Origin of the sequence: Streptomyces sp. P17 (assembly GCF_032436805.1) — a bacterium.
Lineage (GTDB): Bacteria > Actinomycetota > Actinomycetes > Streptomycetales > Streptomycetaceae > Streptomyces.
This window is the reverse complement of the sequence record NZ_JAVRBF010000015.1, coordinates 64,650-82,353: the sequence shown is the minus strand read 5'-3', so window position 1 is coordinate 82,353 and position 17,704 is coordinate 64,650. Positions and strand designations below refer to the sequence as shown.

General features: G+C 70.4%; 19 protein-coding genes and 1 tRNA gene. 6 read left to right on the top strand and 14 right to left on the bottom strand.

Annotation, left to right across the window (positions count from 1 at the left end):
- The first annotated feature begins 181 nt into the window (after window positions 1-181).
- Window positions 182-949: a response regulator transcription factor gene (locus RMT89_RS12520; protein WP_315883780.1), complete on the top strand. Its 768-nt coding sequence runs from the start codon at window positions 182-184 to the stop codon at window positions 947-949.
- Between the two features lie 152 nt (window positions 950-1,101).
- Here RMT89_RS12520 and tamR read toward each other — a convergent pair whose 3' ends face one another.
- Window positions 1,102-1,599 carry a MarR family transcriptional regulator TamR gene (tamR, locus tag RMT89_RS12515; RefSeq protein WP_030941878.1) on the bottom strand — a complete coding sequence of 166 codons (498 nt, stop codon included), beginning with the start codon at window positions 1,597-1,599 and terminating at the stop codon, window positions 1,102-1,104.
- Window positions 1,600-1,687: 88 nt separating this feature from the next.
- Between tamR and RMT89_RS12510 the strand changes: the two genes are divergently transcribed.
- Window positions 1,688-2,473 carry a trans-aconitate 2-methyltransferase gene (locus tag RMT89_RS12510; protein WP_315883779.1) on the top strand — a complete coding sequence of 262 codons (786 nt, stop codon included), beginning with the start codon at window positions 1,688-1,690 and terminating at the stop codon, window positions 2,471-2,473.
- Complete coding sequence (locus RMT89_RS12505) at window positions 2,473-2,859, top strand: glyoxalase (RefSeq protein ID WP_315883778.1); 387 nt, start codon at window positions 2,473-2,475, stop codon at window positions 2,857-2,859. Before RMT89_RS12510 ends, RMT89_RS12505 begins: the two co-directional genes overlap by 1 nt.
- On the opposite strand, the gene RMT89_RS12500 is transcribed toward RMT89_RS12505, so the two are convergent.
- From RMT89_RS12500 to RMT89_RS12485, 4 genes are read right to left on the bottom strand one after another with little or no spacing between them, the layout of a single operon-like run.
- A complete protein-coding gene (locus RMT89_RS12500) occupies window positions 2,834-3,082 on the bottom strand; it encodes a type II toxin-antitoxin system RelE/ParE family toxin (protein ID WP_315883777.1) in 249 nt (82 codons plus the stop codon). The genes RMT89_RS12505 and RMT89_RS12500 overlap by 26 nt on opposite strands.
- Window positions 3,079-3,330, bottom strand: coding sequence for a type II toxin-antitoxin system Phd/YefM family antitoxin (locus RMT89_RS12495; RefSeq protein WP_315883776.1), 252 nt, complete (start codon window positions 3,328-3,330; stop codon window positions 3,079-3,081). Before RMT89_RS12495 ends, RMT89_RS12500 begins: the two co-directional genes overlap by 4 nt.
- 41 nt (window positions 3,331-3,371) lie before the next feature.
- The gene (locus RMT89_RS12490) at window positions 3,372-4,046 is read right to left on the bottom strand and encodes a TetR/AcrR family transcriptional regulator (protein WP_315883775.1); all 675 of its coding nucleotides are present in this window, start codon (window positions 4,044-4,046) and stop codon (window positions 3,372-3,374) included.
- A complete protein-coding gene (locus tag RMT89_RS12485; RefSeq protein ID WP_315883774.1) occupies window positions 4,043-5,053 on the bottom strand; it encodes a fatty acid desaturase in 1,011 nt (336 codons plus the stop codon). The genes RMT89_RS12490 and RMT89_RS12485 overlap by 4 nt, the downstream gene beginning before the upstream one ends.
- A 311-nt stretch (window positions 5,054-5,364) precedes the next feature.
- Between RMT89_RS12485 and ppc the strand changes: the two genes are divergently transcribed.
- On the top strand, window positions 5,365-8,106 hold the full coding sequence (ppc, locus tag RMT89_RS12480; RefSeq protein ID WP_315883773.1) for a phosphoenolpyruvate carboxylase: 2,742 nt from the start codon (window positions 5,365-5,367) through the stop codon (window positions 8,104-8,106).
- A gap of 73 nt (window positions 8,107-8,179) precedes the next feature.
- Here ppc and RMT89_RS12475 read toward each other — a convergent pair whose 3' ends face one another.
- From RMT89_RS12475 to RMT89_RS12445, 7 genes are all read right to left on the bottom strand, one after another.
- Window positions 8,180-8,845, bottom strand: a complete 666-nt coding sequence (locus tag RMT89_RS12475) for an LPXTG cell wall anchor domain-containing protein (RefSeq protein WP_315883772.1) — start codon at window positions 8,843-8,845, stop codon at window positions 8,180-8,182.
- Window positions 8,846-8,988: 143 nt separating this feature from the next.
- Window positions 8,989-9,477 carry a hypothetical protein gene (locus RMT89_RS12470; protein WP_315883771.1) on the bottom strand — a complete coding sequence of 163 codons (489 nt, stop codon included), beginning with the start codon at window positions 9,475-9,477 and terminating at the stop codon, window positions 8,989-8,991.
- 69 nt (window positions 9,478-9,546) lie between these two features.
- Window positions 9,547-10,149, bottom strand: a complete 603-nt coding sequence (gene pth / locus RMT89_RS12465) for an aminoacyl-tRNA hydrolase (RefSeq protein WP_315883770.1) — start codon at window positions 10,147-10,149, stop codon at window positions 9,547-9,549.
- A gap of 74 nt (window positions 10,150-10,223) precedes the next feature.
- Window positions 10,224-10,817 carry a 50S ribosomal protein L25/general stress protein Ctc gene (locus RMT89_RS12460; RefSeq protein ID WP_315883769.1) on the bottom strand — a complete coding sequence of 198 codons (594 nt, stop codon included), beginning with the start codon at window positions 10,815-10,817 and terminating at the stop codon, window positions 10,224-10,226.
- Window positions 10,818-11,006: 189 nt separating this feature from the next.
- The gene (locus RMT89_RS12455) at window positions 11,007-11,987 is read right to left on the bottom strand and encodes a ribose-phosphate diphosphokinase (protein ID WP_315883768.1); all 981 of its coding nucleotides are present in this window, start codon (window positions 11,985-11,987) and stop codon (window positions 11,007-11,009) included.
- A gap of 145 nt (window positions 11,988-12,132) precedes the next feature.
- Entirely contained in the window at window positions 12,133-13,581 is a 1,449-nt protein-coding gene (gene glmU / locus RMT89_RS12450) for a bifunctional UDP-N-acetylglucosamine diphosphorylase/glucosamine-1-phosphate N-acetyltransferase GlmU (protein WP_315883767.1), read from the bottom strand.
- Window positions 13,582-13,694: 113 nt separating this feature from the next.
- Window positions 13,695-13,765: transfer RNA gene (locus tag RMT89_RS12445), tRNA-Gln, on the bottom strand.
- Between the two features lie 208 nt (window positions 13,766-13,973).
- Here RMT89_RS12445 and RMT89_RS12440 point away from each other — a divergent pair.
- Complete coding sequence (locus RMT89_RS12440; RefSeq protein WP_315883766.1) at window positions 13,974-15,296, top strand: histidine kinase; 1,323 nt, start codon at window positions 13,974-13,976, stop codon at window positions 15,294-15,296.
- A gap of 37 nt (window positions 15,297-15,333) precedes the next feature.
- Here RMT89_RS12440 and RMT89_RS12435 read toward each other — a convergent pair whose 3' ends face one another.
- Both RMT89_RS12435 and RMT89_RS12430 read right to left on the bottom strand, forming a co-directional pair.
- On the bottom strand, window positions 15,334-15,828 hold the full coding sequence (locus tag RMT89_RS12435) for an SUKH-3 domain-containing protein (RefSeq protein ID WP_315883765.1): 495 nt from the start codon (window positions 15,826-15,828) through the stop codon (window positions 15,334-15,336).
- A 50-nt stretch (window positions 15,829-15,878) separates the two neighbouring features.
- Window positions 15,879-16,415 (bottom strand): YwqJ-related putative deaminase, encoded by a 537-nt coding sequence (locus tag RMT89_RS12430; RefSeq protein WP_315883764.1) that lies wholly within the window; start codon window positions 16,413-16,415, stop codon window positions 15,879-15,881.
- A 287-nt stretch (window positions 16,416-16,702) separates the two neighbouring features.
- Here RMT89_RS12430 and RMT89_RS12425 point away from each other — a divergent pair, with 287 nt between their 5' ends.
- Window positions 16,703-17,698, top strand: a complete 996-nt coding sequence (locus RMT89_RS12425; RefSeq protein WP_315883763.1) for an SMI1/KNR4 family protein — start codon at window positions 16,703-16,705, stop codon at window positions 17,696-17,698.
- The last annotated feature ends 6 nt before the right edge of the window (window positions 17,699-17,704 follow it).

Here is a 17,704-nt window from a genome sequence, read left to right as displayed (position 1 = left end):
CGCCCGTACTCTGATGAACAGTGCCGGTGGGGGCCGGTGCTGATCAGGGGGCGAGACAGTCGGGTACGACGCCCGTGGTGGGGGTACCAGTTTCTGCACGGCGGCGGCCGTGCGGCTCTGCGACTACCCCTGGGTGTCGTACCCGCGCCGGTCTTCGTTCACCGGACCAGTGGGGGTATCAGTGGTTCGCATCCGCGTTCTGGTCGTCGACGACCACCGTATCTTCGCCGAGTCGCTCGCCGCCGCCCTGGCAGCCGAGCCCGACGTCGACGTCTCCGCCGCGGGCAGCGGCCCGGCCGCGCTGCGCAGCCTGGAGCGCGCCGCCGCCGAGGGGCGCCGGTACGACGTCCTGCTCGTCGACGCCGACCTGGGGGGCGGGATACCGGGCGTGCGGCCGGCCGTGCCGGTCCAGGAGGTGGGGGAGGACGGTCTGGTCGACGGCATCTCCCTCGTCGCCGGGGTGCGCACCGGGCAGCCCGGTGTGCGGATCGTGGTGCTCGCGGAGAAGGACGACCCGCGGCGGGCGGCGCTCGCGCTGCAGGCCGGGGCGTCCGGCTGGGTGGCCAAGGACTGTTCGCTGTCCCGGCTGCTCACCGTCATCCGCGGGGTGCTGCGCGAGGAGACCCATCTCCCGCCCGCCCTGCTCACCGGCGTTCTGCGCGAGTTGACCGCCGCGCGCAAGCACCGCACCGAGAGCGAGCGTCTTGTGGAGTCGCTGACCCCGCGCGAGCGGGAGGTGCTCCGGTGCATGGTGGCGGGCCTGGGGCGCAAGGCGGTAGCCGAACGCCTGTACCTCTCCCCGCACACCGTCCGCACACATATGCAGAACGTGCTGGGCAAGCTGGGCGTCCACTCCACCCTGGCCGCGGTCGCGCTGGCGCGCCGGGCGGGGGTAGGGCCGGTGGATCTGGCCGGGGATGTGGTCGAACGGGGCGGTCAGTTGGCGTAGCAGGTCAGGGGACGGTTCGGCGGCTCCCCAGGGGCGCGGGGCTGTATCGCGATGTGCGGCTACCGCCGCGTGGGCGCGACCATCCACAGCGGCGCCGCAGACCGCAGACGAACCCCTCGCGGCACTCCCGATCGGCTCTCCCAGCGGAGCGTCTAGCCGGGGATGTTGTCGAACGGGGCGGTCAACTGGCGTAGCAGCCCCGCCAGTTCACCCCGTTGCGCTCGGGAGAGCTCCGCGAGGATCGCGCGCTCCTGGTCCAGCAGTCCGGCCAGGGCCTGGTCCGCGCGGTCCCGGCCCTCGTCGGTGAGCCGGACCAGTACGCCCCGGCGGTCGCTGGGGTCGGGGAGGCGCTCCACCAGGCCCTTCTTCGCCAGCCGGTCGATGCGGTTGGTCATGGTGCCGGAGGTGACCAGGGTCTGCGTCAGCAGCTGTCCCGGGGAGAGCTGGTACGGCGTGCCCGCGCGCCGCAGCGCGGTGAGCACATCGAACTCCCAGGGCTCCAGACTGTGCTCGGCGAAGGCCAGCCGGCGTGCGCGGTCCAGGTGCCGGGCCAGCCTGCTGACGCGGCTGAGCACTTCCAGCGGTTCCACGTCGAGGTCCGGGCGCTCCCGACGCCACGCCGCGACCAGCCGATCGACCTCGTCCTCCATGACGATCAGTGTAGTGGTTGTGTCGACATGAAGTCTCTTGATATCAAGCATCTTGGTGTGAAGGTAAATATGGAGGAGGATGACCGTCATGACGACTCCCACCTGGAACCCCGCCCAGTACCTGCGTCACGCCGGCCATCGGGCCCGCCCCTTCACGGACCTCCTGGCCCGGGTCCCCGAGCTCCCCGGCGACCGGCCCCGCATCGCCGACCTGGGCTGCGGCCCGGGCAATGTCACCGCCCTCCTCGCCGAGCGCTGGCCCACCGCGCGCATCACCGGCTACGACAACTCCGCCGAGATGCTCGACAAGGCGCACGTGGACCACGGCGGGGAGCGCCTCGACTTCGCCCACGCGGACGTGCGCACCTGGGTGCCCTCGGAGCCGTACGACCTGATCATCAGCAATGCCACGCTGCACTGGGTCCCGGGCCACGCGGACCGGTTCGCCGACTGGATCGCCGGGCTCGCCCCCGGCGGCACCTTCGCCTTCCAGGTGCCGGGCAACTTCGACTCACCGAGCCACCGGCTGATGCGCGAGCTGGCGCAGGGGCACGGACTCACCGACGCCCTGCGCCACGACGGAGCGGTGCTCACGCCGGGGGCCTACCTGGAGCGGCTGACCGGCCTCGGCTGCGCGGCGGACGTGTGGGAGACGACGTACATCCATCTGCTGACCGGCGAGGACCCCGTCCTGGACTGGGTGAAGGGCACGGGCCTCCTGCCCGTCCTCTCCGCCCTCGCGGACGATCCGGAGGCCCGGGACGCCTTCGTGGAGGAGTACCGCGTGGCCCTGCGCGAGGCGTACCCGGCGGGGCCGCACGGGACTCCGTTCCCCTTCCGCCGGATCTTCGCGGTCGCCCGCAAGGAGGCGTGATGATCACCGCGCTCGATCACGTCCAGCTCGCCGCGCCGCCCGGCTCCGAGGAGCGGCTGCGGGCGTACTACGTCGGCGTCCTCGGGATGACCGAGATCCCCGAGCCGGCGGCCCTCGCCGTGCGTGGCGGGTGCTGGTTCCAGGCCGGAGCGGTGCAGCTCCACCTGGGGATCGAGGACGGTTTCCGTCCCTCGCGCAAGGCCCACCCGGGGCTGCGGGTGGCGGGTATCCAGGCGTACGCCGTCCGGCTGGAGGCGCAGGGGGCGCCGGTGACCTGGGACGCCCATCTGCCCGGCCACCGGCGCTTCTACTCGGAGGATCCGGTGGGAAACCGGCTGGAGTTCCTGGAGCCTGTGGCGATTACGGGGTCCGGCCCAGGTGGGTGACGAGGATGCGGATCACGTCGTCGTCGATGACGTACAGGACGCGGTAGTCCCCCACGCGTAAGCGTCGGATGCCGGGGCCATAGGCGGTGGAGTTTGTGGGGCGTGGCACCTTCGCCAGCCCGTCGACGGCTTCGTAGACGGACGCGAGTCCGGTGGGGTCGTCCTCCAGGAACCCTGCCGCCGCGTTCGTCGCGGCAGGTTCCCAGGTGATGCGGTAGGTCACGGGCGCAGCCCCAGCATGCGGCCCACCTCTTCGTGCGGGACGCCCTCGCCCAGCGTGCCCTCCGCCTTGCGCCGCTGATAGTCCGCGACGGCGAGGGCGTCTTCGAGATCCTCTATCACCTGCGGCGAGACGAGGAGCGCGGCCACGTGGCCGTGGTCGGTGAGGGCGATGGTCTCCCGGCCGTGGGCCGCGCGGCGGACCAGGTCACCGAGCTGGGCACGGGCCGCGCTGATCGCAATCTCAGTCATGCGCTAATTGTGGCACAAGGTTAATCTAGAGCAACCTTTACTCAGCTCTTCCTTCGCCCTATCAAGTGCGGCTTGGCCTCCAGGCCGTCCAGGCCGTGCCACGCCAGGTTCACCAGATGGGCCGCCACCTCCGCCTTCTTCGGGCGGCGGACGTCCAGCCACCACTGGCCGGTCAGTGCGACCATGCCGACCAGGGCCTGGGCGTAGAGGGGGGCCAGCTTGGGGTCGAAGCCGCGGCTCTTGAACTCGCGGCCCAGGATGTCCTCCACCTGGGTGGCGATGTCCGAGATCAGGGAGGCGAAGGAGCCCGTCGACTGAGGGATGGGGGAGTCACGGACCAGGATGCGGAAGCCGTCCGTGTACTCCTCGATGTAGTCCAGGAGCGCGAAGGCCGCCTGCTCGCACAGTTCGCGGGGATGGCCCGCGGTCAGGGAGCTCGTGACCATGTCCAGCAGACGGCGCATCTCGCGGTCCACGACCACCGCGTACAGGCCCTCCTTGCCGCCGAAGTGTTCGTACACCACCGGTTTGGAGACCCCGGCCTTCGCCGCGATCTCCTCCACCGACGTGCCCTCGAAGCCCTTCGCGGCGAAGAGGGTGCGACCGATCTCCAGCAACTGCTGACGGCGCTCCGCACCGGTCATCCGGGTGCGACGCGCACGCCGCGGCTTCTCGTTCGGGGTACTGCTGGAGTCGGTCGCCACGGCGTCAATCATGCCGCCCTCGCGGCCTCCGCCCCGCTTCGGGAGCCGTCTTCCGCGCTCTTCCGGCGTGAATCGATACGCGAGCGTGACGGCCAGCGCACGTCGTACGCCCAGCCCGCCAGCTCGAACCAGCGGATGAGCCGCGCGGAGGAGTCCACCTGCCCGCGCATCACCCCGTGCCGCGCCGATGTCGGGTCGGCGTGGTGCAGGTTGTGCCAGGACTCACCGCAGGACAGGACCGCCAGCCACCACACGTTGCCCGACTTGTCCCGCGACTTGAAGGGACGCTTGCCGACGGCGTGGCAGATGGAGTTGATCGACCAGGTGACGTGGTGCAGCAGGGCCACCCGGACGAGCGAGCCCCAGAAGAAGCCCGTGAAGGCGCCCCACCAGGACATCGTCACCAGGCCGCCGATCAGGGCGGGCAGGGCCAGCGAGAGAATCGTCCACCAGATGAACTGACGGGAGATCGTGCGGATCGCCCGGTCCTTGATCAGGTCCGGTGCGTACCTGTCCTGCGGGGTGCGCTCCTCGTCGAACATCCAGCCGATGTGCGCCCACCACAGGCCCTTCAGCAGTGCCGGGAGGGTCTCCCCGTAGCGCCACGGGGAGTGCGGGTCGCCCTCCGCGTCGGAGAACTTGTGGTGCTTGCGGTGATCGGCGACCCATCGGACGAGGGGGCCCTCGACCGCCATCGAGCCCGCGATGGCGAGCGCGATGCGCAGCGGGCGCTTGGCCTTGAAGGAGCCGTGGGTGAAGTAGCGGTGGTAGCCGATCGTGACGCCGTGACAGGCGAGGTAGTAGAAGAAGACCAGCAGACCCAGGTCGAGCCAGCTCACGCCCCAGCCCCAGGCCAGCGGCACCGCTGCGGCGAGCGCCAGGAACGGGACGACGATGAAGAGGAGCAGCGCGAACTGTTCGAGCGACCCCTTCTTCTCGCCGCCGAGCGTTGCTGAGGTGGCGGGGGTGTCGTCGTTCGCCTGCGGGGCGTCTTCGATCACATCGGAGCTCGTGGTCATGGGCGTCCCCTGTGGGGTCGAGGGTGGTGAGTCAGATGCCGGGTGGTCGAGGGAACCGTTCCCTGGTTCCGTTCCAACGGTCTCTACGGTTCCGTAACCTACGGCGTCGTAAGTATGGCAGCGCGTCGCCCGGCGGCAAGAGCCCGCGGGCCTGCGCGTCCGCACGGACACCTATCCTTGGTTGCGGTCGGACAGCGCGGTCCGCTCTGATTTCTTCCCGGATGCCCGGCCCGTATGCGGCAGCCGCCGCGCGAGACGTGGCTCCGGGTTCCCCTCCCGGACGAGCTTCAACACTGCAAGGAGCCGCACCTGTGAGCAGTGCCGACGACCTGACTACGAGCACCACGTCGACCAGCAGCGAGTTGCGCGCCGACATCAGGCGACTGGGTGATCTCCTCGGCGAGACTCTCGTCCGGCAGGAGGGTCCAGAGCTTCTCGACCTGGTCGAGAGGGTGCGCCGACTCACCCGCGAGGACGGCGAGGCCGCCGCGGAGCTGCTGCGCGGCACCGAACTCGACACCGCGGCCAAGCTGGTCCGCGCCTTCTCCACCTACTTCCACCTCGCCAACGTCACCGAGCAGGTGCACCGCGGCCGCGAGCTGCGCGCCAAGCGTGCCGCCGAGGGCGGTCTGCTGGCCCGTACGGCCGACCGGCTGAAGGACGCCGACCCCGAGCACCTGCGCGCGACGGTGAAGAACCTCAATGTCCGCCCGGTGTTCACCGCCCACCCCACCGAGGCCGCGCGCCGGTCGGTGCTGAACAAGCTCCGGCGCATCGCCGCGCTTCTGGAGACCCCGGTCATCGAGGCCGACCGCCGGCGCTACGACACCCGTCTGGCGGAGAACATCGACCTCGTATGGCAGACCGACGAACTGCGCGTCGTCCGCCCCGAGCCCGCCGACGAGGCCCGCAACGCCATCTACTACCTCGACGAGCTGCACGCCGGCGCCGTCGGGGACGTACTGGAAGATCTCACCGCCGAGCTGGAGCGGGTCGGCGTGCAGCTGCCCGACGACACCCGGCCGCTCACCTTCGGCACCTGGATCGGCGGCGACCGCGACGGCAACCCGAACGTCACCCCGCAGGTCACCTGGGACGTGCTGATCCTCCAGCACGAGCACGGCATCAACGACGCCCTGGAGATGATCGACGAGCTGCGCGGCTTCCTGTCGAACTCCATCCGCTACTCCGGCGCCACCGAGGAACTGCTCGCCTCCCTCCAGGCCGACCTGGAGGCGCTGCCGGAGATCAGCCCGCGCTACAAGCGGCTGAACGCCGAGGAGCCCTACCGGCTCAAGGCCACCTGCATCCGCCAGAAGCTGGAGAACACCAAGACGCGCCTGGCCAAGGGCATCCCGCACGAGCCGGGCCGCGACTACCTGGGCACCAGCGAGCTGATCGGCGACCTGACGCTGATCCAGACCTCGCTGCGCGAGCACCGCGGGGGACTGTTCGCCGAGGGCCGGATGAACCGGACGATCCGCACCCTGTCCGCGTTCGGCCTCCAGCTCGCCACCATGGACGTCCGCGAGCACGCCGACGCCCACCACCACGCCCTCGGCCAGCTCTTCGACCGGCTCGGCGAGGAGTCCTGGCGGTACGCCGACATGCCGCGCGACTACCGGGGCAAGCTGCTCGCCAAGGAGCTGAGGTCCCGCCGTCCTCTCGCGCCCACGCCCGCACCGGTGGACGCGGCCGGGGAGAAGACGCTCGGGGTCTTCCAGACCGTCAAGCGGGCGCTGGAGGTCTTCGGGCCCGAGGTCATCGAGTCGTACATCATCTCGATGTGCCAGGGCGCCGACGATGTGTTCGCGGCCGCCGTGCTGGCCCGCGAGGCCGGTCTGATCGATCTGCACGCGGGCTGGGCGAAGATCGGCATCGTGCCGCTGCTGGAGACCACGGACGAGCTCAAGGCCGCCGACACGATCCTGGAGGACATGCTCTCCGACCCGTCCTACCGGCGTCTGGTGGCGCTCAGGGGCGATGTCCAGGAGGTCATGCTCGGCTACTCCGACTCCTCCAAGTTCGGCGGCATCACGACGTCCCAGTGGGAGATCCACCGGGCGCAGCGGCGGCTGCGTGACGTGGCGCACCGCTACGGCGTACGCCTGCGTCTCTTCCACGGCCGGGGCGGCACCGTCGGCCGCGGTGGCGGCCCCTCGCACGACGCGATCCTCGCCCAGCCCTGGGGCACCCTGGAGGGCGAGATCAAGGTGACCGAGCAGGGCGAGGTCATCTCCGACAAGTACCTGGTGCCGTCGCTGGCCCGGGAGAACCTGGAGCTGACCGTCGCGGCCACGCTCCAGGCGTCCGCCCTGCACACCGCCCCGCGCCAGTCCGACGAGGCGCTCGCCCGCTGGGACGCGGCGATGGACGTGGTCTCCGACGCCGCCCACGCCGCCTACCGCCGCCTCGTGGAGGACCCGGACCTGCCGACGTACTTCCTCGCGTCGACGCCGGTGGACCAGCTCGCCGACCTGCACCTCGGCTCGCGGCCCTCCCGCCGCCCCGGCTCGGGTGTCTCCCTCGACGGACTGCGCGCCATCCCGTGGGTGTTCGGCTGGACCCAGTCGCGGCAGATCGTGCCGGGCTGGTTCGGCGTCGGCTCGGGGCTCAAGGCGCTGCGGGAAGCCGGTCTCGACACCGTGCTCGTCGAGATGCACGAGCAGTGGCACTTCTTCCGCAACTTCATCTCCAACGTCGAGATGACGCTCGCCAAGACGGACCTGCGGATCGCCCAGCACTACGTCGACACCCTCGTCCCCGACGAGCTCAAGCACGTGTTCGAGACCATCAAGGCCGAGCACGAGCTGACCGTGCGCGAGGTGCTGAGGGTGACGGGCGAGGCGGAGCTGCTGGACGCCACCCCGGTGCTGAAGCAGACGTTCGCCATCCGGGACGCCTACCTGGACCCGATCTCCTACCTCCAGGTCGCCCTGCTCAAGCGTCAGCGCGACGCGGCGGCCGCGGGTGAGCCGGCGGATCCGCTGCTGTCCCGGGCGCTGCTGCTGACGGTGAACGGCGTGGCGGCGGGCCTGCGCAACACCGGCTGACCCGGCCCGGAACGCGAAGGTGCCCCCCGAGGCTCTCGGGGGGCACCCTCATGTCCTGCGCAAGGGTCCTGCGTCAGGCCTTGCGGCGGCGGTACATCAGGAACCCGCCCGCGGCGACCAGGGCGGCCGCGATCCCGCTCAGCAGGCCCACCGGGGCGCCGCTGCCGGTCTCGGCGAGGTCGCCCTCGGCGCCGCTGCCGCCCTGAGCGGACGGCGCGGCAAAGGCGCTCGGGGCGGCCGCCTCGTCGGAGGCGCTCGGAGAGGCGGACGGCTCGGTGCCCGGGCCGGCGCTCGTGCTCGTGCTCGGGGCCGGGCTGCCGGACTCCTCGGACTTCTCGCAGTCCGTCCAGAACACCTTGTGCTTGGCGGAGCCCTTCTCGCCCTCGAAGTTCCAGAACAGCTTGTAGTGGCCGTCGGGCAGCGTCATGTCCTCGCTGCGGCCCTGGCCCTCGGCGTCCAGGGTGAGCTCGCCGGACTTCACGGTCTCGCCCTTGACGTCGGCCGTCGGGGCCCAGGCCTCGATGCGCCAGTCGACCTGCTGGCCGCCGTCGAAGCCGAAGGCGTCGAGGTAGAAGGAGCAGACGCGGGGCTCGTTCTTGCGGAGCTCCTCGTCGGTGGTGGCGTCGTGGATCTTCACGGTGCCGTTGTCCCCGTTGGGGGTGGCGTGGGCGGCGGGGGCGACGAGCAGCGCCGCCGCGGCGACGGCGGACACGGCGCCGGCGCGGGTGAGGGTACGCATGGGCAGTCCATCTTCGTGAAACGAACGGGAAGATGTGGAGGGGGCGGCTCAGCTTCCAGCCGCGCCTGACCCCGGGTCAATCACGAACAGACAACACTCGGTTTCTTCACGGAGTCACGGCCGGAGCAGCGCCGAAACTCCGCTCAGACCGTCAGAAAAGCCGCCGTGAGCAGCGCGATCCCGGTGCCGGCCAGGGCCCAGGCGGCCCGGGTGCGGCGGAGGCCGCCCGCCACCACGACCGAGGCCAGCAGCAGTGCTCCGCCCAGCGGGACCCAGGCGTAGAGGATGCCGGACGGGCCGGAGCGGACGACGTCGTCGGAGCCCGGTTTGATGACGACCGTGTAGGTCTGGCCCTTGCGGACCGCGGCCGTGTGGTCGAGGACGACTCGGTCCCGGGGCTGCGAGCCCTGGGAGAGGGGGGAGTACGGGCCGGTGCAGGTGTCCTCGGCGCAGCGGGTCACCTCGACGGTGCCGCTCTCGCGTCCCTTGGTGAGCATCACGTGCTGGGCGGTCCCCCACGACGCCCACACGCCCCCGATCAGGATCAGCGCCGCGACCGTACCCATGGCCGCGGCGCGTCCGAACCGCAGTGCGATGACGGCGCCCTGGCTGGACATGACGGCGGGAGGCATGGCCGCGATCCTTGGCCATCGCCTTGCTGAAAGTCAATGTCGGCCTGGGCGGGAACCCTGTTTGTTCGGCTACGAGTTGTACGTCCCCTGAGCCCGCTCCAGTCCCTCGATGACCAGACACTCCACCGCGTCCGCCGCCCGGTCCACGAAGTAGTCCAGCTCCTTGCGCTCGGTCGAGGAGAAGTCCCGCAGCACGAAGTCCGCGACCGGCATCCGCCCGGGCGGCCGGCCGATCCCGAACCGCACCCGGTGGTAGTCGGCACCCATCGCCTTCGTCATCGACTTCAGACCGTTGTGCCCGTTGTCCCCGCCGCCGAGCTTCAGCCGCAGCGTGCCGTAGTCGATGTCGAGCTCGTCATGGATCGCGACGATGTTGGCGAGAGGCACCTTGTAGAAGTCCTTGAGCGCGTTCACCGGACCCCCGGAGAGGTTCATGAACGACATCGGCTTCACCAGGATCACCCGCCGGTTCATCGGCCCCGGCGGTCCGATCCGCCCCTCCACGATCTGCGCCTGCGCCTTACCGGCCCGCTTGAACCTCCCCCCGATCCGCTCGGCCAGCAGATCCACCACCAGGAACCCGACGTTGTGCCGGTTCATGGCGTACTCGGGTCCTGGATTGCCGAGGCCTGCGATCAGCCAGGGGGCGCTCGGGTCGGAAGTCACGTACATGTCTCCTTGATACGCGCCAGCCGCCGCTCCCCGGAGGAAGCAGCGGCTGACGAACCGAAAACAGAGGGTGAGGATCAGGCCTCGGCGACCTCTTCGCCCTCGGCCTCGCCCTCCGGGGCCTCCTCGGCCTGCGCGGCCAGGACCTGGATGACGACCGCGTCCCCGTCGACGGCCAGCTTCACACCGCTGGGCAGGGTGATGTCCTTGGCGAGGATGGAGGCACCGGCCTCCAGGCCCTCCACGGACACGGTGACGGACTCGGGGATGTGCGTGGCCTCGGCCTCGACCGGCAGCGCGTTCAGCACGTGCTCCAGCAGGTTGCCACCGGCGGCCAGCTCACCCTCGGTGTGCACCGGGATCTCGACGTTGACCTGCTCGCCACGCTTCACGAGCTGAAGGTCGACGTGCTCAAGGAAGCCCTTCAGCGGGTCACGCTGCACGGCCTTCGGGATCGCCAGCTCGTTGGTCTTGCCGTCGATGTCCAGGGCGATCAGGACGTTCGGCGTACGCAGCGCCAGCAGCAGCTCGTGGCCCGGCAGGGTCAGGTGCAGCGGGTCCGAACCGTGGCCGTACAGCACACCGGGAACCTTGCTGTCACGGCGGATGCGGCGCGCGGCACCCTTGCCGAACTCGGTGCGCGTCTCGGCGGCGATCTTCACCTCGGACATAGTGATCACTCCTCGTATGGGTGAGAAACGGACAGGGTCACCCGGCCACGAACGGCCTGCTACGAAGAGCGCGTCGATAACGGATCGCCGTACCCCACTGAGTGTGCCTCAATGAGTACGGCCTCCCTCGCCGAGCAACTTCAGCAGTCTACTCGGCGGGGGAGGCCGTACGAAAATTGATCAAGCGGCTTACTGCTCGTCGAACAGGCTCGTCACCGAACCGTCCTCGAACACCTCGCGCACCGCGCTCGCGATCGTCGGCGCGATGGACAGCACCGTGATCTTGTCGAGGTCGTCCGCCAGCTCACCCGGCGTCGGCAGGGTGTTGGTGAACACGAACTCGCTCACGCGCGAGTTCTTCAGACGGTCCGCCGCGGGACCCGAGAGCACACCGTGGGTGGCGGTGACGATGACGTCCTCCGCGCCGTGCGCGAACAGCGCGTCGGCCGCGGCGCAGATCGTGCCACCGGTGTCGATCATGTCGTCGACCAGTACACACACCCGGCCCTTGACCTCACCCACGACCTCGTGGACGGTCACCTGGTTCGCCACGTCCTTGTCACGCCGCTTGTGCACGATCGCCAGCGGCGCGCCGAGACGGTCGCACCAGCGGTCGGCGACCCGCACCCGGCCGGCGTCCGGCGAGACCACGGTCAGCTTCTCGCGGTCCACCTTGCGGCCCACGTAGTCCGCCAGCAGGGGCAACGCGAACAGATGGTCCACCGGACCGTCGAAGAAGCCCTGGATCTGGTCCGTGTGCAGATCCACCGTCAGGATCCGGTCCGCACCCGCCGTCTTCATCAGGTCCGCGATCAGACGCGCCGAAATCGGTTCACGACCGCGGTGCTTCTTGTCCTGCCGCGCGTAACCGTAGAACGGCACGATGACCGTGATGGAGCGCGCCGACGCGCGCTTCAGCGCGTCGATCATGATCAGCTGCTCCATGATCCACTGGTTGATCGGAGCCGTGTGGCTCTGGATCACGAAGCAGTCCGCACCACGCGCCGACTCCTGGTAGCGCACATAGATCTCGCCGTTGGCGAAGTCGAAGGCCTTCGTCGGGACGACCCCGACACCCAACTGCTGGGCGACCTCCTCGGCAAGCTCGGGGTGGGCGCGGCCGGAGAAGAACATCATCTTCTTCTCGCCGGTCGTCTTGATCCCGGTCACAGCACTGTCTCCTCAGAGGTGTCTCAGCTGGATGTCGAGAGGCCGCACCGAGCCCGTCACCGGCTGGTGCGAGCGGCCGTCTCAGCTGGTTAGGTGCGGATGTGCACTTATCACGGTACGCCGTCCCAGACGCACCTGTTTCCAGTCAGCTTGCGCCTTCCGGCTCCCCGGACGCCGCCCCGGCCGCCTTCGCCGCCGCGCTCCCCGGACGCTTACGGGCCACCCAGCCCTCGATATTCCGCTGCTGACCACGGGCCACGGCCAGCGAACCGGGCGGCACATCCTTGGTGATCACGGACCCGGCGGCGGTGTACGCGCCGTCCCCGATCGTGACAGGAGCCACAAACATGTTGTCCGAACCGGTACGGCAGTGCGACCCCACCGTCGTGTGGTGCTTGTCCTGGCCGTCGTAGTTCACGAAGACGCTGGCGGCACCGATGTTCGTGTACTCACCGATCGTCGCGTCACCCACGTAGGACAGATGCGGAATCTTCGTTCCCTCGCCGATGGACGCGTTCTTCGTCTCGACGTACGTGCCGATCTTGCCCTTCGCGCCCAGCCGCGTGCCCGGCCGCAGATAGGCGAACGGCCCGACCGTCGCCCCCGCGCCGACCTCGGCCCCGTCCGCCACCGTGTTGTCGACGCGCGCCCCGGCACCCACCCGGGTGTCCGACAGCCGCGAGTTCGGCCCCACCTCGGCACCCTCACCGAGGTGCGTGGCGCCCAGCAGCTGCGTACCCGGGTGCACAAGCGCGTCCTGCTCGAAGGTCACCGTGACATCGACCCAGGTCGTCGCGGGATCCACGACCGTCACGCCGGCCAGCATGGCCTCGGTGAGCAGCCGGTCGTTCAGGATCCGCCGTGCCTCGGAGAGCTGCACACGGTTGTTGATGCCCGCGATCTCCCGGTGGTCACCGGCGACCGAGGCGCCGACCCGGTGCCCCGCCTCGCGCAGAATCCCGAGGACGTCGGTCAGATACTCCTCGCCCTGACTGTTGTCGGTACGGACCTTGCCGAGCGCGTCCGCGAGCAACTGCCCGTCGAAGGCGAACACCCCGGAGTTGATCTCCCGGATCGCCCGCTGCGACTCGCTGGCGTCCTTGTGCTCGACGATCGCCGTGACAGCACCCGAGGCCCCGTCCCGCACGATCCGCCCGTAACCGGTCGCGTCCGGCACCTCGGCGGTCAGCACGGTCACGGCGTTGCCGTCCGCGGCATGGGTGGCGGCGAGGGCCTGGAGAGTGGCGCCGGTGAGCAGCGGGGTGTCGCCGCACACGACTACGACGGTCCCGTCGACCGTGCCGCCGAGCTCCTCCAGGGCCATCCGTACGGCGTGCCCGGTGCCGTTCTGCTGCGCCTGCACGGCCGTACGCACCTCGGCGTCGACCTCGGCGAGATGCGCGGTGACCTTCTCGCGCGCGTGGCCGACGACCACGACGAGATTCTCGGGCTGCAACTCACGCGCGGCGGCGAGCACATGACCCACGAGGCTGCGTCCGCAGACCTCGTGCAGGACCTTGGGTGTGGCCGACTTCATACGGGTGCCCTCACCCGCTGCGAGAACGACGACGGCTGCCGGGCGAATGGCGCTCACGGGGTTGCCCTTCGGCTTTTGGGATGGGGAGGGGTGACATCCGCAGGATACCGGGGCGTTTCGTGGGGGTTATGGGAGCGGGCCCTGACGCAGGTGTCAGGGCCCGTGGTGAGCTCCCGGAGAAGGATTCGAACCCTCATTCAACGGACCAAAACCGTTTGTCCTGCCCTTAGACGATCCGGGATGGTTCGCGCGCGGTGTCCGATCTCGTTGATCGGCTGCGCGCACGGACACCACTATGCCGTACCAGGTGCCGTGGATGCGACGGTGTGCGTGGCCGCCCTGAGGCCCCCGCCGCCCGGAATCCTCGGTTCCGGGGATGAACGATGTGGTGTAGGCCAGTCGGCGAAACTCGCCGGAAAAGCGGCGGCCCCCGCCCGTAGGCTGGAGGCATGACCACGACGGGGGAAGACCACGCCGCGGTCCCGGCAGGGGCGGGGCCGTGGTGGTGGGTGAAGTGGCGCAGTGCGGTGCTGGACATAGGTCTGGCCGCGGTGTCCGCGTTGGAGTGCGGGGCGAGGGGTTTTGGATTTGCGGCGGACGCGGGGATTCCGTCGTTCGTGGGTGTGCTGTTCGGGGTGCTGGCCGGTTCGGTGCTGGTGGTGCGGCGGAGGTGGCCGATCGCGGTCGTGCTCGTCTCGATCGCCGTGATGCCGGCCCAGATGGGCTTCCTGATGATCATCGTCGGCCTGTACACCCTGGCCGCCTCGGAGCTGCCCCGGCGGATCATCGCGGCGCTGGCCGGGATGTCCCAGGTCGGCATGTTGATCGTGACGTTCGTGTGGCTGCGTCAGGGTGTGGACCAGGGCGATCTGCAGTTCGGGGACTGGTTCGTGCCGTTCGGTGCGATCACGACATCGCTGGGGATGACCGCGCCTCCGCTGCTGCTCGGGCTGTACGTGGGCGCGCGGCGCCGGCTGATGGAGTCGTTGCGGGAGCGGGCGGACAGCCTGGAGCGGGAGCTGCAACTGCTCGCGGAGCGCGCCGAGGAGCGGGCGGAGTGGGCGCGTGGCGAGGAGCGCACGCGGATCGCGCGGGAGATGCACGATGTCGTCGCGCACCGGGTGAGCCTGATGGTGGTGCATGCGGCGGCGCTCCAGGCGGTCGCGCGCAAGGATCCGGAGAAGGCGGTCAAGAATGCCGCTCTGGTCGGGGACATGGGCCGGCAGGCGCTGACCGAGCTGCGGGAGATGCTCGGGGTGCTGCGCGCCAGTGACGGTGTCGCCGGGCGGCGTCCGGTGGTGCCGCTGGCGGCGGTCGGCGCGGCGGCCGCCGCGGCGGCTTCGCGGGCCGCGCAGGACGAGGGGGCGTCGGCCGACGGTCCGTGTCTGTCGGAACTGGACGAGCTGATCGGGCAGTCCGCGGCGGCGGGGATGGTGGTCGACCTTTCGGTCGAGGGCGACGTACGCGGCTACGCGCCCGAGGTGGAGCAGACGGCATACCGCGTGGTGCAGGAGGCGTTGACCAACGTCCACAAGCACGCGGCGGGGGCGAAGACGCATGTCCGGCTCGCTCACCGGGTCTCGGAGATCGCGATGCAGGTGGAGAACGAGCCGCCGCCGGAGGTGGCGTCCGCGTCCTCGGCGCGGCTGCCGTCGGGCGGCAACGGTCTGGTGGGGATGAAGGAGCGGGTCTCCGCGCTGGGCGGGGTGTTCGTGTCGGGCCCGACGGACGCCGGGGGGTTCCGGGTGTCGGCGGTGATTCCGGCGGCCTGATGGCTTTTTGTGGCTCTTTACGGCTTGTTGTGGCGGCTCAGCCCGCGGTGAGCCGTACCGGCTCGGTGCCCGCGACCAGCGTGGTGAGGGCCGTGTCGATGTCGGGGCCGAGGTACCAGTCGCCGGTGTGGTCGAGGGTGTAGACGCGGCCCTCGGCGTCGATGGCGAGCAGGGCCGCGGTGTCGGTCTCGGCGCCGAGCGGGCAGACCTCGGTGTCGAGGGCGCGGCCGAGGTCGCCGAGGGTGCGGGCCATGTGCAGGCCGTGCAGCGGGTCGAGGTGCACGCTGGCCGGGGCGACCTGGCGGCCGGGGCCCGGCGGGGTGATGTGCAGTCCGCCGAACTCCGCCCATGCCTCCACCGCGGCGGGGAAGACGGTGTGCCGGTGCCCGGCGGGCGAGGCGTGGTCGCGCAGGGCGTCGGCCCAGATCTCGGCCTGTTTGATGTCCCAGCGTCCGGGCTGCCAGCCGGCGGCGCGCAGGGCGGCGTCGACGGGCACCGGGAAGCGGGTGGTGGACGTGCGGTCTGGGTGCATCTGCCCTCGATCGTGCGGGAGTCCGGAGTGTCCGGCTTTTGGGTCTGGTGTCAGTCGTCGGCGGTCGTGGGATCGACCACGCGGACGCCGAAGTGCGCGCTGAGGGCGGTGCAGGCGCGGCAGGGGGCGGCGAAGCTGCCGTGCAGCGGGTCGCCGTCCTCGCGGATGCGGCGGGCGGTGAGCTTGGCCTGCTTGAGGGCCTTGCGCGCCTCGCCGTTGGTCATCGGTTTGCGGGCGGCACGTTTGCCGCGCGCGGCGTCGGCGGCGGCGATGTGCCGGGAGATCAGGATCGTCTCGGCGCAGCGGCCGGTGAAACGGTCGCGTTGGGCGCTGGTCAGTGTGTCCAGGAAGTCCTGGACGAGCGGGTGCAGCGCGGGCGGCTGGTCGCCGCGGGCGGCGGTGCCGGTGAGGGTGGCGCCGCGTACCGAGAGGGCGGCGGCGACGGTGGGGAGTATGCCGTCACGACGGTGGCGCAGGGCGGGAGCGTGCGGGGCCTCGGTGGCGCTCCAGCCGATACGGGGGTCGCCGGACGGCCTGGTTTTCGGGCCTCGGTGTGGTCCTGTCTGCGTCGCGTTCATGATCGTCATCCCCTCCGTGCATCCCCCGGACGACACAGAGTGCCAAATGCCGTGGCCGGTGCGGAAGCTGGGGCGGCGCGACACGCCCGGGTTTGGGCGGGCTGTCACGGCGGGGTGACGGCTGGTCACGGAAGCGGAGGGGCCCTGACCGGTGCCCGGTGACCGGCGTCGTCGTACCGCATAGGCTGTCGGCACCGCGATCCATGCGGTTGACGCGTGGAGACAGTCGATACGGGGCGTAGTGGCCGAGGAGGGTCATTGCGTGCCGTACCAGAACGCCGCAGGGGGCAACCGCCATGACGACAGGTCGGCTCGGGCAGCGAGCCGCGCCGCCGAACGCCGCCTACGCCGGGCAGGTCGTGCACTTCCCGGACCCGGTACGGGCCGCCCGTCACCCGAGAGGGGTGCGGATCGACGAGCACGGCTATCCCGACTTCTCGCCCTACGCGCGGGCCGCCGCGGAGATCGCGGAGCCGCCGGAGGGCTTCGGTGTCGACGAGTTGCGTCTGACGGACTATGTGTCGGCGAACGCGGCGCTGGCGGCCTCCGGTCATGAACTGTGGGACACGGTGCCGTCGGTGGCGACTCCGCACGGCTGGACCTGGCACCACGCGGTGGGTTCACGGCGTCTTGAGCTGGTTCCGGTCGAGGTCAAGGCGTTGCTGCGGCATCACGGCGGGGTCGCGACGGCGCCGGTGGACCAGAACAAGCGGGGCACGCGGCCCCTCCAGGAGACGCGTCCCGCGCATGTCGGTCTGCCCAAGTCGGGTGTGGCGGTGAGCGAGTCGCAGGTGCTGGGCGTCGAGGAGGACCTCGGGTACCGGCTGCCGGGCGCGTACCGCTCGTTCCTGAAGGCGGCGGGCGGCTGCGCGCCGGTCGGGACGGCGCTGGACGCGGAGCTGGGGCTGCTGATCGACCAGCCGTTCTTCACGGTGCGCGACGAGGCGGCGGTCAATGACCTGGTCTACGTCAACAAGTGCCTGCGTGACCATCTGACCAAGGACTATCTGGGCGTCGGCTTCGTCCAGGGCGGTCTGCTGGCGGTGAAGGTGAAGGGCGAGGGAATCGGTTCGGTGTGGTTCTGCGCGTACGACGACGCGCGGGACGTCGATCCGTCCTGGTCGCCGGCGGAACGGGTGGAGCGGCTGCTCCTGCCTTGCGGCGACGACTTCGATGTCTTCCTCTCCCGTCTTGCGGGCTCCCCGCCCGAGTTGGAGACGGTGGCGAACCTGATGGTCGACGGCGGTTTCGCCCGTGCCGTGCCCGTGTCTACTTCCGTGTCCGGGGAGTGAGTTTCG